Source organism: Candidatus Hydrogenedens sp., from assembly GCA_035361075.1.
Classification (GTDB): domain Bacteria; phylum Hydrogenedentota; class Hydrogenedentia; order Hydrogenedentales; family Hydrogenedentaceae; genus Hydrogenedens.
Map to the genome: position 1 here is coordinate 28671 of DAOSBX010000009.1, position 18012 is coordinate 46682.

Genomic DNA, 18012 nt, shown 5'->3' on the forward strand with positions numbered 1-18012 from the left:
GAAGCTTTATGAACATTATATATACCTTGTTATTAACAATTATTTTAACTTCGACGTTCGGATGTGCATGGGTGTGTATTCACCTTTTAGCAAAACGTCGATTAGGTGAGCGAAGTGCAAAGGCGTGCGAAATAGTAGGGAATTCATCAGAGCATTGTTGTCAATATATAGATCAGTGTCCCGAGGAGATACGAAGTAAATGTAAGCATGCAATTAAGTTATGAGTATTTGTTATCTATGAAGCCAAGACTATCCTATAAGGAAAGATGGGTTGTCATAATAATAGCGGTTTTAATGATACTATCTATTTTTTTACGGAGGGTATTTTCTGTTTTCCTTTTTCATATTTTTAAATAACGGGAATTAATGAGGTTTTTGATTCATTGCTCTATATAGTCCTATTCCATATAGCCGATTGCTTTGAGTTTTTCTTGTAATTCTGTTGGCAATGAAACCTGTTTTGGCTGGGAAGTAATGTTGTTTGTAGAGCCACTATTTTTTATTTCATTGATAATATTCATGAGACTATCCTTTATTTGTTTGAAATCAGGAATATGAGATAGGTTCTGTAGTTCTTTTGAATCATTATTCAGGTCGTATAATTCTTCTGGTTTTAATCCACGGGGATTTTCGGGGTTTGATAGGATAAGTTTAAATTGTTGGTTGCGAACTGATTGCATAATTTGTCCCTCTATTTCATTTTCTGCCCATGTATAAATGTTGTTATCTGATTCAGCAATATCACCTCCTTGAGTTAATAACGACTTCCCTTCAAAAGTATTTGGAGATTCAATCCCAGCAACTTCAAGAATTGTCGGGGGAATATCAATAAGCCGTACTAACGAAGATATCCTTTTGTTTACAGGTGCGTTGTTGAGGTTTGTTTTGGGAACCTTGATGATTAATGGGACATGTAACATCTCTTGATATAGAGTAAAACCATGCCACCAGCCATTATGGTCTTCAAATTCTTCTCCATGGTCTGCAGTAAAAATAATGTATGTGTTTTCATCTAAGCCAAGTTTACTTAATTCATTAAAAAGAGTTCCTAAATGTTTATCTAAATGTTCAATCTCACTAATGTATGCTTCTCTCATAGGTGGTGTTAGAGCACTTTTAGGTGTGTTACCAAGAAGAGCCCGAGCAAAAAACGTAGAATTATTTCTATTCAAATAAGGGTCATGCGTATCCATATAATGTAAAACGAGGTAGAACGGATTTTCTTTATAAGGGCGATTATTTAACCAATGGACTGCTTCGGATGTTACTGCTTCTGCAGGTTGGTAATATCCTTTTATATCGGGAGGACGCTTTAATAGTTTCGAAAAGGTTGTGTAGATTTTTCCATGGACACGACGTAAGATTTCATATATCGTCAATTTTGAGCTGGATGCCTTCGCAAAGAGCACACGTTTCGCTTCAAGTTCTGTATATTCAACAAAGCCTTTATCAAATCCAAAGATAGAATAGACATTAGGATTATTTGCATATCCTTTTGTATAGTACCCATGTTGAAAAAGAACTTCTGCGAGAGTCGGAAGTTCTGGATTAATCACGGCATTTTTTGAAGTGGCATGATGTCTGGAAGGTATTGTGCCAGTATAAATTGACGCAAAAGAAGGTTTTGTCCATGAAGCTTGAGCACTGCAATCCATAAATAGAATGGACTGTTCAACGAAATGATTTAATGTAGGTGTGACTGTTTCTATAGATGGGTTATACATAGGTAGATAATCAGCACGAAGAGCATCTGCAATTATTAAAATAATGTTAGGAGCATTTTGAGGGGCTTTAGCTAAGGATATAGGATGGGTTTCAGTTTTTAATGAAAATAATACAGGAATACAGAATCCTAATAATGTAGGTATTATGGCTAATATAAGTGAAACAAGGATTATAGTTTTCCTAAACATTTTTAGGAGATAAAAACTCATGGTGTATAAAATTGTAGAGATAATAATCATACCCCCGAGGGAGTAAAGGGATATAGGTAGATATGTTATGTAAGAAGTGGGTTTTTGAAAGAGAATATCTCTATAGTACCTCCAAAGTATAAGAAAAAGGCCTAAAGATAACAATGTAGCAAAAAATGAAATGGAGTAAGAAAAGGCGGAAGATGGAAAACTACGAATTAGCAAAGGTATCCATGAACATATAAAAATACCTACGGAGATACCAATTGCTATGGAAGCAATCCCGTAGATTAACGGACTCCACCACAATAATTGGTATTCCTTTAAGTTGGGTATTATATGCGTTATCCATAAAGACTCACATAGACCGCACATACTACCAGCAGTAACGCTACCCAATATACTTGCTATTATATTGACTACAATTTGGTTTCTAATGATGTGATATTCATCTACATTAATTTCGGCAGAGAAGGTGTCTGTAATTTGATGGCTCTGATGAATGTTTTGCATTTGTCTTTGAATCTCTTCTTTTTGAGGTCGCTTGCGGAAAATGAGGAAAGGTAAACCAATCAGGAATGGAACTACATCACCAATCCACCATCCTAAATGAGCAAAAGCAACGACTTTTAATGTGTTTTCTTTTCCACCCAGCAAGGTTGCAAACACAATTTCGCGGATACCTTCCCCTCCAATAGAAGGTCCTAATACCGTTCCATAAATCATTAACGGACTTGCAAATAAAACATCCCAAAGGCTGGTATTCTCAGAACGAAGAGCCATCATAGTCCCAAAATACATAAAACAGGCGCTTAAATGAACAGCCAGTCCGCATAAGATTGCTAAGAGGAGATATTTTCTATGGCCTGCATAGGCAGTTGCAGACGAGCCTAAACGGTTTAGGAGATTCTTTACTTTCTGAGGCACAGGAATGGAGTACAAAATGAATTGAATGATATAAGGTTGAATAAGTAATGACAGGAAGAAGAAGACAGATAAACCCAATATAAGGAGAATGATAAGTAATATTAACGTATTAAATTTCAATAATCGAAAACCCAAAGGGAAAGTCAAAAAGACAAGGGTTGTTAATGATATAAACCCAATAATTTTCTCGATGAAAATAACAGTAGTACAGCGAACAATATCCCCCGTGTAACGGACAGAATCATATAGACGGTACCCATCTAAACCAATGGTGCTGGGTAAAAAAATACCAATGGTACGGCCGATAAACCAACTTTGGGTCATATATGAAAATGGTATATATAGATTTTGGCCATTCAAAAGTATTTTCCATCGAATAACTCCACACATGATCCCACCAAGCCGTATAAATAGTGCAAATAATATCCAAGGGATAGCATGAGATGGATTTAAAGAACGGATTTCGTTTATCAAAGAAGATGGTTTTATTCCTCCGAAGGTGTTAGGTGATAGACCAAAAGTTTCAGGCCAGAAAAGCAATACAAATAGTCCAAAAGTAATAATAAATTTTATCAAGGTGATTATTACTCTTTTCATGAAACATTCCTTATATATAGGCACAAAAAAAGAAATGGCAAAATTATAGCAATAAAGAATACTAAATATGTGTTCTTGTTCTCAATGTATAACTTTATGTCTTATAATCTTTTTATCTGGTTTGCGATAGTTTTATCCTTTTGAATAAAATCTGACATACTTTTTAATTCAATTTGTATTCCAAAAATTTAATGTTTAATTTACTTCTGTGAATAACAATCTACTTGTTAATTTGTCAAAGTTTCAAAGTTCATTTAACCTTATTGAGAAAGTGGCGGATGCACTTCGTTCCTGTAGTACCGATAAAGGTAAAATAAACAGATATGAAGTGTATGTTGATGATTATGATTTGTTAGAAGAATTATGTTCGATACAACATATAGGAAGATATTATTGGTCTTCACGAGATAATACATTTGAAATGGCTGGCTGGGGTGAAGCGGATGTTGTTGTATCAAAAGAAGAAACATACAGTTTTTCATATAATGAAGTATTTAGTAAACTTCAAGAAAAGATATCATTGAAATCACCAACACTTCGATATTATGGCGGGTCTAAGTTTCAGCCGTTAGATAGTAGAGGGAAACGATGGAAAGTATTTCGGGCATATCGTTTTGTCGTTCCTCGGGTTGAACTATTCCGAGACAATTCTGGAACGAGACTTGTTGCTAATATTGTTGGTGGAGATGCATCATTTGAATTAGAACAATTTCTCGATATGCTGAAATGCTTAAAGGTATGGTTACTTAATGAGTCGTTGTGTGAAGAATCAGAGCCTTATATATTTTTTAACCGCATTGATTGTCCTTCGAAACATGAATGGACTGAATTGGTTAACAGGGCATTAATAGCCATTGACAGAGGTTCTTTTGAAAAAGTGGTATTAGCAAGAGAATCTACGTTTGAGTCAAACCGTTACTTGGATCCCGTCTCTATTCTTAGAAAGGTATCAAAAGATGCCTTTCGATGTTATCATTTTTGTTTCAATCCTTCACCTGATAGAGGATTCATCGGTGTTTCTCCGGAGCGTCTTTACTATCGTGTTAGCACGTATATGGAGACGGAGGCATTAGCAGGAACGATTCCACGTGGTAAAAATGAAGATGAAGATTTACAATTGAAGTCCGTGCTATTAACTAATAAGAAGGAGCGAATGGAACACGAGATTGTTGTTAATATGCTTAAAAATAATATGGAACAGCTGTGTTGTAATTATGAATATGATGTAAAGCCTCAGGTTATTACTTTATCAACGGTGCATCACTTATATACGTATTTTCGAGGAATATTAAGAGCCTCAGTGACTGATAGTGATATTTTAGAATTACTACATCCAACCCCAGCAATTGGAGGTTACCCAAAAAGTTCTGCATTAGAATGGATAAAAAGAGAAGAACCAATAGATCGTGGTATTTATACAGGACCTGTTGGTTGGATTTCTTATGACTCAGCAGAATTTTGTGTAGGGATACGTTCCGCTTTAGTTCAAGGCAATCACATCTCCCTATATTCAGGAGCAGGAATCGTGATTGGTTCACAACCTGAATCTGAATGGTACGAACTTGAAAGTAAGATTAAGGGATACATTAATGTCTTGGTTTGTGAAAATAGTCAAGTCCAGAAATAATCATAATGTTGGAGATGCTATATGAAACATATCCTTGAAGCACCGAATATGAACCATTTATGGGCACGATTATTAATTGAAGAATTAAACAGAAATGGTATCTGTGGTTATTGTATTTCCCCTGGTTCACGGTCTACGCCATTGGCACTTGCAGTATCAGAACAAAAGGATGTGGTCCACCATGTGCATGTAGATGAGCGTGGAACAGGGTTTTATGCCTTAGGTTGGGCAAAAGCAGTTGGTAAACCAGTAGCCCTTATCTGCACCTCAGGTACTGCTGTGGCAAATTATTATCCTGCTGTTGTAGAGGCATTTTTAGCACGGATACCACTTATTATTCTCACAGCAGACCGTCCTCCCGAGTTACTTCAATGTGGTGCAAATCAGGCAATCGAACAGGTAAATATTTTTGGGGCTTATGTGCGTTGGTCGTTTACTCTGCCTTGCCCTGATTCTGCTATTTCTCCAGCAGTAGTTCTAACTACAGGTGGACAGGCAGTTTATCGTGCCTGTCGTGCACCATCAGGTCCTGTTCATATTAATTGTATGTTCCGTGAACCATTAGAACCGATAGTTATAGAAGGAGATGTTCCGAAGGATTATATGAAACCAGTGGATATATGGCTTGCAAATAAGAAGCCATTTACACAATGGAACCTTCCAGAGACAAGGCTAACCACTGAACAAGAGATCTTTGTTTTGGGAAAGATGGAAACAGTACGAGAAGGTCTCCTGGTTATTGGCGAATTAAGGAAAGAGCAGGAAATTAAGTCCGCATATAATCTGGCAAAAGCATTACATTGGCCTGTTTTTGCAGATGTTACATCTGGTTTACGATTGAGTAGAAAAACAGAATTTTCCGTCCCTTATTATGACCAAATGTTACTCTTACCCGAATTTTATGAACGATTCAATCCACGCTTTGTTTTGCATATTGGCGGGACAATCACCTCAAAAAGGCTATTAGAATTTTTGGAGAGGAAACGTCCTGAATATATGTTGGTTGCAGACCACCCGTTAAGAACAGACCCTATACATCGCGTCTCGCATCGTTTTGAAACGGATATTACTTCTTTTTGTGCGTGGTTAGCACCTGCGATGAGTCGGCGAGATATTTATCCATGGGGATTAGAGACAGTAGAATGGTCAAATTGTTTAGAGAATATTGTTGAAGAATGGACATCAGAACAAAATGTGTTAAATGAAATAACCGTTGCACGATATATCTCCATGTGGAAACCTGAAAATACCGATTTGTTTTTAGGGAACAGTATGCCTATCCGCGACGCCGACATGTATGGTTCCAACTCAGGGTCTGATGGATTAGTTTTAGCAAATCGTGGTGCAAGTGGGATTGATGGGACTATTGCAACATCCGCAGGCATCTCATTCGCAAGGAAACGGATAGTTACCTCTGTTATTGGTGATTTATCTGCAATTCATGACCTGAATTCTTTGTCATTGTTAACAACCAAAGGTGTAAAAGTTATTTTGATAGTTATCAATAATGATGGAGGAGGTATCTTTTCATTCCTACCTATTTCAGCATACCCTGAAACATTCGAACGCTATTTTGGTGTACCACATGGATATCATTTTGAAGCAGGTGCAAAAATGTTTGGGATTCATTATGCAATTACTGATGCACCTGAAGAGTTTAAAAAGATATATAGTGAGGCGATAAACAAAGAAGGTTCTACGTTAATTGAAGTGCCAACAAATCGACCCGAAAATTTGCAACTCCATAAGCAACTCCAAGAGCGATTAAAGAACGAATTACTAAAATGTATTCGTAAAAGTTAGGGCTATTTCAATAAATATCTACTCTACAACAAAGCCTTCTTTTTCGAGGAGTGTTTTTATTTCTTTTAGGAGTTTACCTTTGGCATAGAGCATTTGATTTTCAGATACGTGATGAAAAATATTAGAGAGCCGTTTCCTGTGGAGTAAGTCTGCAATGACAACAGAATCACTCGTTTCAATTAGGATAACGGGGCGAATCTTAACACGCTTTGCGGTATGCGACCAATCTTCAATTGTTGAAATCAGAATATCTGGAATATGTTGATTACGTGCCAGTTGTATTAATGACTGAATAAAATAATTGTGGTCTGCACCTCTTTGAAGTCCCCGTAAAAATGATTCTTTGGTCAATTTGTAGATAGTTACAGGCCCCGCAGAACTCTTCTTTTCTGTAAATAGTTCAATCCAAACTAATTTTATAGGGTCTGTTTCTACAGTTGGAGCGATAATCTCAAAATTAGGCTGGACTATAATTTCATTTTTACGGGAGTATTGTTTTTTAAGCTTTTCTGAGGGTTCCTCATTTGATAGAAGATATTCTCCCAAATCATTAATTTTTATATAAGTATTTTCCTTTACTGTGCCTATTTCAACAATGCCACTCCAATGATACAACCCTTTGATTGTAAGCATACATCCTTCTACATCATATTCCTGACTTTCAGGCTCATATCTCCATGCATCTAATTTTTCAACAATATGGTATTTTGATGAATCTAAATAAAGAGAAACGACCCGTTGTGAAAATTCTTTAAGAGAATACCATGTCTGAGGTTTCAGGGCTCTTAATTCTGTATTTATCACAGAGGCAAGTAAATCGGTTCTATGTTTTTTCATTAGGTTAACGATGGCTTTCTGCCTTTCAAGGAGTGTTAATTTCGATACTTCTTCGAGATTAGCAACACGTATTGTGTCATCTACCTGAGCAGTCCATCCTAATTCCCCAGCCATCCATAAGTATGAATGTACTGAGACCCCAGTATCTGCTGAATCGTCTTGATAAACACGTTGGCTATCTGTTTTTGAAATCTGACCAGAGGGAGTTAAATGGAGAGGTGTCACTGCAATATCGGCAAGGAGCTTCGACATTTTTTCTGCTAACTGAATTCCATAATTTATAATTTTGGTTGGTCTAACTTTGGCTGGCTCCATCGCCTGCTTAAAGTGCTCTTTCAGATTTTTTATTTTTTCCTTGTGATGTCGGATTTCAGCCAGAATGGCAATGTGTCGGTTCAACTTATTTTGTCCGTTGAAACGGAACAGTTCAAAAAGAACGAACTGATTTAATAGTTCTTCGAGGGAATCTTCTATTTCTGAATTGCTGTAATTTGAAAACTTCTGACGTATTTGGGATATGGGCAATATTCCCATTTTGTTTTGCCAGACGAAATCAAAAATTTCTTTGGCTAAGTCTGAAAAAAATCCACTTGCAACATATTCAAGAACAGAATCTGGTGTTTTGTAAATCTTTGATACCAAATCATGAGCCAACGAACTCCAGCCTACTACACGATTTACTCGCAGTTTCTGTTCTAATTCTCTACGTTCTGCGTTTGACAGTTCCTGTATCGCCTTAAATATAGATACAATATCTCCATGACTATTTAAGTTGTTGCGAACTCTTATTATGAGTGGAAGCGATTCTGGAACAATTTTTATTCGATTTAAATCGAAAAAGAAGAGTTTTGGGTATTTTTTGTAAAGGTAATTTACGGTTTCTTCCGTTATTTCAAGTCGATTCGCTAAATAATGAGATGTCAGACCACCACGGCTATTTGCAAGAAGTTCTAATGCCATATTAAAAGCCGTTTGATCCATGCCTTCAAATACAGATAGGAGAGAAATACTATACCTCATCAATGCACGCCTTTATAAACTTATTTCCTTGCACCAGGTAAACATAACATTATATAGTAAATACATAATTAGTTCAAATTACGTTACATTTTGAATATTCCCAGGATAAAGGAGATTATTAGATGAGTTTTATTATTTTGCCAAAAATTACATTCAGAAGAAGATTGTCGTTGTATTGTTTCTATGCTGTAGTTTTAACTGTTCTAATATTTTCGATAGGTTGTGCTCATTGCAAGGAGCAGATGTTGTATAGGCAGAAAGCGGGAATGTGTACAGGTTTTATTAATAAGACTCTGGATAACGGTAAATTAATGAAAAGATATGTTGTATATGTCCCGTATGGTTATCAGCCTGATACTAAAATACCTATGATTTTATTTCTCCATGGAGCAGGTGAACGTGGTCAAAATGGATTGTTGCAAACAGAAGTAGGGCTTGCTACTTCAATTCGACGGCATCCAGAACGGTGGAATGCCATAGTAGTATTCCCTCAATGTCCTGCAGGTAGATTTTATAACGAAATGGTGGATGATATTGATATGTGTGTTGAAAAAACGCGAAAAGAATATAACATTGATGATAAAAGAATATATCTGACGGGATTATCTATGGGTGGTTTCGGAACGTGGATTTATGGTGCGAAACGTGCAGATTTATTTTCTGCATTAGTGCCTATCTGTGGTGGTGGTGAATTATCATTTATTAAACAGAGATTAGGGAGAGAAGATATTCCGGACGAAACACCGGAGGAAGTAACGCAGAGGATTCAAATACTAAAGGAAATGCCAATATGGGCATTTCATGGTGCAGATGATGATGTTGTTCCCGTGGAATGCACTCGAGATTTTGTTAAAAAGATAGTGGATGCTGGCGGAACAAAAATAAAGTACACTGAATATCCGGGAGTGAAACATAATAGTTGGGTTAAGGCTTATGAAGAGATAGAACTTCCTCAATGGTTGTTTTCACAACATAAGTAAGTGTAGTCAAATATGATATATTGTTAATCGTTTATCGTTGTGTAATTGTCAAATAATTCACTTACAAATATATAGGTAAAGTAACTATGTTTAGTTCTAAAAAGAAAGGATTACGGTCTTTTCGAAGTGTTTTAATCCTGCTTATAGTTATTTTGGTGCTTCCACTCATTATCCTGTTTATTGTAAAAGAGTATTTTGCTGCACCACCGATTTGTTTTGAATATGATAATATAATCAGAAGAACACGTTCTTCTGAAAATGGATATGTGTATTACGTTGCTGCAAACAACCTCGCAGAGAGACTTACTCGTGGGTATTTCCGCACAATGAAATGGAAACAATTTATTTCTGATATTACAGACAAATATGTCCTTGAACAAATGGATAGTAAAGATATCATAATGGATGTGGTGGAATATCTTCGCTATTACAAACTTTTAGTCAGTGAAAAATGTATTTTAGGAGAATTTGATTCATATTCAAAACATACAGATTGGTTCAATATTCCTGCAAATCCTAATCCCCAAGGAAAATCCATAGGAGAGATAGCAAAACAAATAGGAGGCATTGCTATTTATCCAGAGCATAATTGGAAAGAGGATCTCTTACAGCATTCTCACTCTGTTTTAGATAATATCAAGAAAGCCAATCAAAGTAAGTATGTTATACCTTATTTTGTTATGAAAGAAGGTAAATTTATTAACCTATTTGATTATGAGATACTGCTCATTGAGTTGGCAAACATCCTTATCTATTTAGAGCAAGGAGACTATGATTCAGCCTTAGAATGGATACAGGGATTCCATTATTTAATTTATAGGTTGGGGGTATATTCTATAGATAATCAAGTATCATTACAATTTTTATATGTTGTAGATACAATACTATCTTATCCTGGTTTACCTGACTCTTTTTATAATGATTTATTATGTTTATTGATAGAGACAAAAGAGTCGGTTAAATCGATAGATTTCAGATCAGTATACTTAAGATATATTTTTGAACTTGAGTCAGCATTTGTCAGTTATAATGAAGGTTTGACTGACCAAAATCCAATAAATGGAATCCAAAATTCATTTAAAGTCTTTTTTGCATACACCAATACTGCTCGTCTATTAGAGAAGTATGGAAAAACTTTTGAGGCATCAACATGGGAAGATGTTGAAAAAGCGGTATTATATAAACAAGGAAAAATGAGTGAGGCAATAGAAGAGATAAGAATGAATAATGCAAAATATAATTTATATCATTTCCATTGGTTGTTTAATTCTGGGGAACTCTGGGAAAGTATTTTGAGGCAACGAAATACAGTTTTATCTGCAATATATGGGTCTATTATAAAAGTATTATTGGAAAAATACCGGATAAATAACGGGAATTATCCTGCCTCTTTAAATGATGTTGTTGGGTCATATTTGTCAGATGAAGAAATAAAATGGATATTAACCTACCTTGAAATACAACTTTCCCAGTGGAAATATTATATTGATTATTATCCTTTTCCCAAACTACAAAGTACGCCAGATAAACGTACTCCCAATAGAGATGCTTACCGAATAAGGACAAGTAACTGAACGGGAAATAGGAATATACAGTAGTTGAAACGGTATTAACTCTATTTGCTATAAAGACATAGAGATATGTAAAGTTAAAGGATAGCAAAATGTGTTCAATAGAGTGTTGTATTGTCCAATGAGTACATAAAAGTAATGAATAAAGGAAAGATAAATGTCTCAATTTACATTAATTGATTGGTGTGTCCTAATAATTTATTTTTTGTCCATGGCAGCAATGGGACCTTTATTTGCCCATCGTGGAAAAAGTACGGAAGGCTATTTTCTTGGGGGTAGGTCTTACCCAGGCTGGCTTATAGGCTTGTCTATGTTTGCTACGAGTATCAGTTCCATTACTTTCGTTGCCTATCCAGCAGATGCATATAAAACAGCATATTTACGCTTTTTATTATGTTTAATGCTTCCAGTTGGTGTATATTTAGCCAGTTTGATATTTCTACCGTTTTACCGTAAAGCAGGGATTGTATCCGCTTTTGAATATCTTGAAGGGCGGTTTGGACCTGGTACCCGTGCTTATGCGGCCACTGCATTTGTTATTGGGCAATTAATTCGGATTAGTTTAATCCTGTATCTTGTGAGTTTACTTGTCTATGAGATGACGCACTTAAATCCGTATTTATGTGTGCTTATCGGGGGAATTGTTACATCCTTTTACACTGTGTTGGGTGGTATTGAGGCAGTTATCTGGACAGACTTTATACAATCATTTCTATTATGGGCAGGTGGCTTTGTATGTTTAGGAATGGTCTTATATAGTATCCCTGGCGGACTGGGGACGGTACTTCATGAAGCCATGGCAGATGGGAAATTTATGTTAGGAGATTTAAACCCTGCAACAGGTGCTTTAGAACCTGCAAAATGGGGCTTTTCGCTATCAGAAAAGACGATTCTCATGCTCCTTATAATGGGAGTTGCCCAGTGGTTGACGGAATATAGTAGTAATCAGAATGTAATACAAAAATATGTTGCAACAAAGAGTGAAAAAGACGCTTTTAGTGCTATATGGATTTGCTGTCTATGTAGTGTGCCAACCTGGGGCTTTTTTATGTTCCTTGGTACAAGTCTGTATGTATATTACAAGATTTTTCCAGACGCACAGGCTCATGCAATGTTGACAGGACAGGCAAAGGCGGAACAGATATTACCCTATTTTGTAATTAATGTATTACCGACGGGACTTTCAGGATTGGTGATTGCAGGTGTTCTTGCTGCAGCGATGTCTTCCCTGTCTTCCAGTATTAATGCTATCTCGGCAGTAAGTATTGTGGATATTTACAAACGACACTTTGTAAAAGGGCGTTCAGACCAGCATTATGTATGGGCGGCAAAAACAATATCCATCATTAGTTCTTTGATTATGATTGGAGGGGCTTTCCTTCTTTTAATAGCAGAAAGTAAAACATTACAGGATACCGCAACAAAACTCGCATCAATTACAGGTGGAGGACTTTTGGGACTGTATGTCTTAGGTTTCATGACCAAACGTGGAGATGGGAGGGCAGTTTTTGTGGGTATCATTATTACTGTTTTGTTTTCAACCTATATTGCCCTAATAGAATTAAAATTGATTACAAAAGATTTGTTTATGAGCTGGGGTTTGTCTGAAGGTGTGAGTAAATTCCTTGCTCAGCCGATGGATACTTATTACGCAGGTTTGACAGGAAATATTATCATCTTCATTATTGCTTATGTTTTGGCAATTACTCTATTACCCGAGAAGCCGAGAGATTTAAAAAACCTGACGATATGGACACGCAACTAAATATATTTATGGATAATTGTAACAAATATATTTTTATGGGGTTTAATTAATAAAAAATTAGCCCTATAATTGTAAAGGAATTTATAATGACGAAGACCTTTTTATCGAGGCGTGATTTTCTTTCAACCTCATGTATTTTGGCTTCTATAGGTCCTCTGGCTTTTATTCGTTCCGCTTATACTGATACAGGAAGAGAAGAGGCAAATCTTAAAGGTTTTATTATTTCGGATGCCCATTTTGGTTGGGATAATCCTAAACAGCCATCTGTAGAAGTGTTAAAGGAAAATATGAAGAATATCCTAAATACTTTCCCTAATTTAAATTTACTGATTGATACAGGGGATGCTCATCATAATACCGCAAAAATAGAAAACTTGGCGGAATGGATACAGGTTGTTTCGGAAGGTTGTGGAGTGGTGCCCCTTTTTTATGTGCCTGGCAATCATGAGATTTCTCACAACAACCGTGAAAACAGGGAATACCGTTCCGCATGCTTGGGTAGTTTACCATGCAGACCTTATTACAGCTTTAGCTTGAGGGGAATTCATTTTATATCTTTACCCCAAATGATGGGTGCTAATTATGTTTCTCGGGAAGCATTAGAGTGGGTTCGATTAGACCTGAAAGCCCATAAGGACGAGACAACTATAATCCTCAGTCACAATGCCCTTAAAGGGACAACATGTCCGCACGATGATACTGGCTATCGGATGGTTGCTAACTCAGAAGAGGTCATATCTTTACTTCGTGAGCATTCTCAGATTATCCTCTGGATGCATGGGCATAACCATACATGGGAAATTCTTCCTCGGTGGCAGAAATGGTTCGTGTCAAATGGAAGGTTCGGAGGTTTTCCTCCAAAGGAACCATTTGGAGGTGAACGCATTGGAGGTATTTATTTTGAAATAAGTAAGGAAGGCATCTACATTCGTGCATGGTGTAGTTCGGATAAAAAGTTTTTTGATGAGATAGACCCAACATATCAACACTTAAATCTTCATATTCCAATTTCTACTTCCTATGATAGGAACAAGCCATCCTCTATTGCTTATGGCGTTGGACTAAGTCGTAATGGACAAAAGACACCGATGTATAGACATTATATTGGTAAAGATGTTCAGACTCAGGTGTATTTCATGGGTGTTGATGATGTGTGGTTTAATGAAAATTTGGACATGACTGCTTATGGAGAACGACCTTCCGGTGGGAAAATGTTGCCAGCAATAGACATCGTTGCATATGAGAATAAAAAAGAAATGAAATGGCAATGGGATAACCCAGGTTTGTTCCTTTCGTCAGGGGATAATTATACAGGTGTGATGACTCCACGGAGAGGGGATGCTCAATTTGCGTATTATCCTACCGCTCCTAAAGAGAAGTATGTTGCACATTTACGAGCGTATGCTCATTCTACAAATACAGAGGTGTATATTGTTTGGAGAATTTATCAAAGTAATGGAACCTTACTCTTGGAAAAGAAAGAGGATGTTTCCCTGCTTGAGAAGGGATATAATGATGTCTTTTCAAAATTTGAGGTTCCAGAGTTTTCGAATGTCGAAACGGTTAATACAAATGAAAATAGTGATTTGCAATTACTCATTTCCGCAGAGAGTGTCTTTCGAAATACAGGTGAGGGTGTGCGAGTAGAACAATTACAAATAAAAATGGACAAATCTGAACCGTTTACAATAAATCCAGGGATTATCATCGGAGGCGATACTTATTCGCATAAGGGGCTATTAAAGGCAGGTGAATTTGTGGAATTGGCGATACCTACAAACATAGATTCGCGGTTCGTGGCAACTTCTATTGCAGAAGGAAATGGATTGGTTACCTACTTAATAAAAGAAACAGGTGTTGAATTTCAGGTAAGAAATGCGACAATTGCCAGAAAAGACAATACCTACCAAATTGGTTTACTTCGTGCTCAATTTGGAGCATACAAACCCGCTATAGCCATAGCACCGTTGGTAAAATCAGAAATCGAACCATTTGTGAAACAAATCCAAAATATGCAAGAATTTCGATATTTATCCTACTAATACAAGAGTAAAAGCAGTACAATATAGGGAAAGATGATATGAAACTCCTTATTACAGGTGGAAGTGGTTTTGTTGCTGGTAGCATTTTACGTCAGATTCCGAATGATATAGAGACATATGCACTTTCCAGACAGGATAAACCAGAAGCATTGCCTGAATATATTCGATGGATGAAAGTTACAACCAATGATAAAGATGCATGGGCAAATATTGTCTTAGAAATTCAACCGAATGTAATTATCCATACTTCTGCTATGGCTGATATTGATGAATGTGAAAAACAACCTAACCTTGCATGGGAAGTCAATGTGGGTTTAACACGTGCCTTGTTAAAATCTGCAGAACAGTTGTCCAGTCGCTTTATTTATTGCTCTACGGACACAGTGTTTGATGGGAAAAAAGGAATGTATACAGAAAATGATACCCCGTCTCCTTTGAACCACTATGCAAAAACAAAGGTTCAGGCGGAATACGATGTATCACAGGCAAAGATATCGTGTGTTATTGCCAGATTATCTCTTGTGATGGGTTTCCCGATTTTAGGTGTAGGTAATTCATTCCTTGCACGAATGCAGAAGAAAATAGCGGAGGGGAAACCAATTCCTATGCCAAAAGACGAATTTAGAACCCCTATTGATGTTATTACTGTCGGCAAAGCGTTGATTGAATTGGCTCAAAATACATTTGAAGGGGTAATACATTTAGCGGGAAATGAAAGAAGTTCTCGTTATGATATGGCAAAAATTATTGCACGGGAAATGAATTGGGATGAAACATTAATTCATCCACATATTATTACAGATTCATTAAGGGCTCCGCGTCCTAAAGATGCTTCATTATCCAACGCTCTTGCAAAATCTGTGTTAAAGACTCCTTTTTGTGGTATTGCGGATGGAATGAGACTTGTTAAAACTTTTATAACGAAAGGATAAAATAATGGCACCTCACGATTTGGAAATTAGGTTTGGTACAGTGTATGGGGCTGAAGAAGAAGAAATGGTATTGCGAATTCTTCGCGAAAAAGCACCCACGTGTAGTGAGTATTGTTTGGAATTTGAAAAAGAATTCGCAAAGTATATTGGTTGCCAATATGCTCGCACAGTCTCCAATGGAACCGCATCTCTATTTTTATCTATGCTTGCACTTGGAGTGCGTTCGGGGGTTCGTGTGCTTACGACACCGATTACATGGATTGCAACTCCTGCTTCTGCAGTTACATTGGGGGCAGAAGTGGACTTTGTGGATGTAGATATTGAAACGTACAACATGGATATCTCGAAGGTTGAAGAGAAACTGACGGAGAATACAAAGGTAGTAGCACCAGTTCATTTATATGGTTTGCCTGTAGATATGGATCCATTACTTAAATTAGCAGAGAAGTATAACTTTTCGATAGTAGAGGATGCATGCCATGCAATCGGAGCAGAATATAAAGGAAAGAAAACAGGGAATATTGGGGCTTTGGGTTGTTTCAGTTTCCATGAACAAAAGAATATTTCTACTTTAGGTGAAGGGGGAATGGTTACCACATCAGACCCTGAATTGTTTGAACGTGTCTCTCTGTATCGCTCTCATGCGACGCGGGTTTATGCTCCAACTACAAAATATTGTTTGCTGGATGAAAATAAATTTCCAAAGGGCAAAAAATTCTGGTGGCAGGACTTTGACGACTGTGCCTACAATTTTCGAATGACTGATATTCAGGCAGGAGTAGGAATTATACAACTGAAGAAGTTGGATGCTCTGAACAGAAAACGACAGGAAAATGCAGAATACTTAACGCAAGCATTGAAAACGATTCCTGGGATTATTACGCCCAAAGTCCCTTCAGACCGTACTCATGTTTTCCATTTATATCCCATTCGAATTATCCCCGAAGAATTTGGGATGTCCAAAGAAGATTTATTATGGATTATGAAAGAAAAGTATAACATCAAATTGGGTATTCACTACATTCCGTTACATTGGAGCACCGCTTTCCAGAAACGAGGTTTTAAGCGAGGTCAATTTCCCGTTGCTGAAGAATTAGCACGAACATTAGTAACACTACCTGTTCACCCACGATTGACCCATGAAGCCCTCGATTATCTCGTAGATACCCTTGCCAAAGTTAGCAAATCCGCCCGCGAAAATAAGCGTATTTAACTGGTAAAACCTATATTCATATTAATATTTTCTATTCCAATATTTGCTCTTTAATTTCACGTCTTATAGCAGAATTACGCACAAGGTCAATTTTTCTGTGAAGTAGTTTTTTCAGATGGTCTTTTAAGTCAATCAACAAACAATATCGAGAGTTTTTAAAATTTAACTATAACATCCACATCACTTTTTTTCTCCTCTCGCAACGGAGCCGAATATTGTTATTTCTTTTAATTTATATTTTTTTTATTTTTCAAGTGTAAAATGTATTTGACAAATACGTTTCTGGTGATTTTATTGATTATTATAGGATTCGACTTCGTCGGGGTAGACATATTCAAGTTGAATACCTGCCTGTCGGAACATCTCTTCTGATTCAGTTCCTGCATGGTATCGCTTTTCACAGACAACACGGGTTATACCACAGTTGATTATTAGCATAGCACAGGTGCGACAAGGTGTCATCTTACAGTATAAAGTTCCGCCTTGAATACTAATTCCTAATTTCGCCGCCTGACAGATGGCATTTTGTTCTGCATGTACTGTGCGAACACAATGCTGGGTTACCGTTCCATCTTCATGAATAACTTTCTTCATCTGATGTCCCACATCGTCACAATGAGGGAATCCCACAGGGGAGCCGACATATCCTGTTACAAGTATTTGTTTATCTTTGGCTATGACACATCCGCTTCGTCCACGGTCACATGTAGCACGTTTGGCAATCGTGCGTGCAACTTCCATGAAATATTCATCCCATGTAGGTCTTTGGTATGCATTCATTGTTT

At 36.8% G+C, this 18012-nt stretch carries 12 protein-coding genes; 9 read left to right on the plus strand and 3 right to left on the minus strand.

Features of this window, described 5'->3' with window-relative positions; translation table 11 throughout:
* The first annotated feature begins 8 nt into the window (after positions 1-8).
* Complete coding sequence (locus PLJ10_04345) at positions 9-224, plus strand: hypothetical protein (GenBank protein ID HOK08875.1); 216 nt, start codon at positions 9-11, stop codon at positions 222-224.
* Positions 225-398: 174 nt separating this feature from the next.
* Here PLJ10_04345 and PLJ10_04350 read toward each other — a convergent pair whose 3' ends face one another.
* Complete coding sequence (locus PLJ10_04350) at positions 399-3437, minus strand: sulfatase-like hydrolase/transferase (GenBank protein HOK08876.1); 3039 nt, start codon at positions 3435-3437, stop codon at positions 399-401.
* Between the two features lie 208 nt (positions 3438-3645).
* On the opposite strand from PLJ10_04350, the gene PLJ10_04355 reads away from it, so the two are divergent.
* Positions 3646-5064 (plus strand): isochorismate synthase, encoded by a 1419-nt coding sequence (locus PLJ10_04355; protein HOK08877.1) that lies wholly within the window; start codon positions 3646-3648, stop codon positions 5062-5064.
* A 21-nt stretch (positions 5065-5085) separates the two neighbouring features.
* Positions 5086-6867 (plus strand): 2-succinyl-5-enolpyruvyl-6-hydroxy-3-cyclohexene-1-carboxylic-acid synthase, encoded by a 1782-nt coding sequence (gene menD, locus PLJ10_04360; protein HOK08878.1) that lies wholly within the window; start codon positions 5086-5088, stop codon positions 6865-6867.
* A gap of 18 nt (positions 6868-6885) precedes the next feature.
* Here menD and PLJ10_04365 read toward each other — a convergent pair whose 3' ends face one another.
* Positions 6886-8724: a helicase-associated domain-containing protein gene (locus PLJ10_04365; GenBank protein ID HOK08879.1), complete on the minus strand. Its 1839-nt coding sequence runs from the start codon at positions 8722-8724 to the stop codon at positions 6886-6888.
* A 122-nt stretch (positions 8725-8846) separates the two neighbouring features.
* Here PLJ10_04365 and PLJ10_04370 point away from each other — a divergent pair, with 122 nt between their 5' ends.
* From PLJ10_04370 to PLJ10_04395, 6 genes are all read left to right on the plus strand, one after another.
* Complete coding sequence (locus PLJ10_04370) at positions 8847-9704, plus strand: prolyl oligopeptidase family serine peptidase (protein ID HOK08880.1); 858 nt, start codon at positions 8847-8849, stop codon at positions 9702-9704.
* Between the two features lie 86 nt (positions 9705-9790).
* Positions 9791-11278, plus strand: a complete 1488-nt coding sequence (locus PLJ10_04375; protein HOK08881.1) for a hypothetical protein — start codon at positions 9791-9793, stop codon at positions 11276-11278.
* Positions 11279-11432: 154 nt separating this feature from the next.
* Entirely contained in the window at positions 11433-13040 is a 1608-nt protein-coding gene (locus PLJ10_04380) for a sodium/solute symporter (protein HOK08882.1), read from the plus strand.
* Between the two features lie 86 nt (positions 13041-13126).
* Positions 13127-15082, plus strand: coding sequence for a metallophosphoesterase family protein (locus PLJ10_04385; GenBank protein ID HOK08883.1), 1956 nt, complete (start codon positions 13127-13129; stop codon positions 15080-15082).
* A gap of 38 nt (positions 15083-15120) precedes the next feature.
* On the plus strand, positions 15121-16014 hold the full coding sequence (locus tag PLJ10_04390; protein ID HOK08884.1) for an NAD(P)-dependent oxidoreductase: 894 nt from the start codon (positions 15121-15123) through the stop codon (positions 16012-16014).
* A gap of 4 nt (positions 16015-16018) precedes the next feature.
* The gene (locus PLJ10_04395) at positions 16019-17227 is read left to right on the plus strand and encodes a DegT/DnrJ/EryC1/StrS family aminotransferase (protein ID HOK08885.1); all 1209 of its coding nucleotides are present in this window, start codon (positions 16019-16021) and stop codon (positions 17225-17227) included.
* Positions 17228-17518: 291 nt separating this feature from the next.
* On the opposite strand, the gene PLJ10_04400 is transcribed toward PLJ10_04395, so the two are convergent.
* Positions 17519-18007 (minus strand): cytidine/deoxycytidylate deaminase family protein, encoded by a 489-nt coding sequence (locus tag PLJ10_04400; protein ID HOK08886.1) that lies wholly within the window; start codon positions 18005-18007, stop codon positions 17519-17521.
* Positions 18008-18012 lie beyond the last annotated feature (5 nt).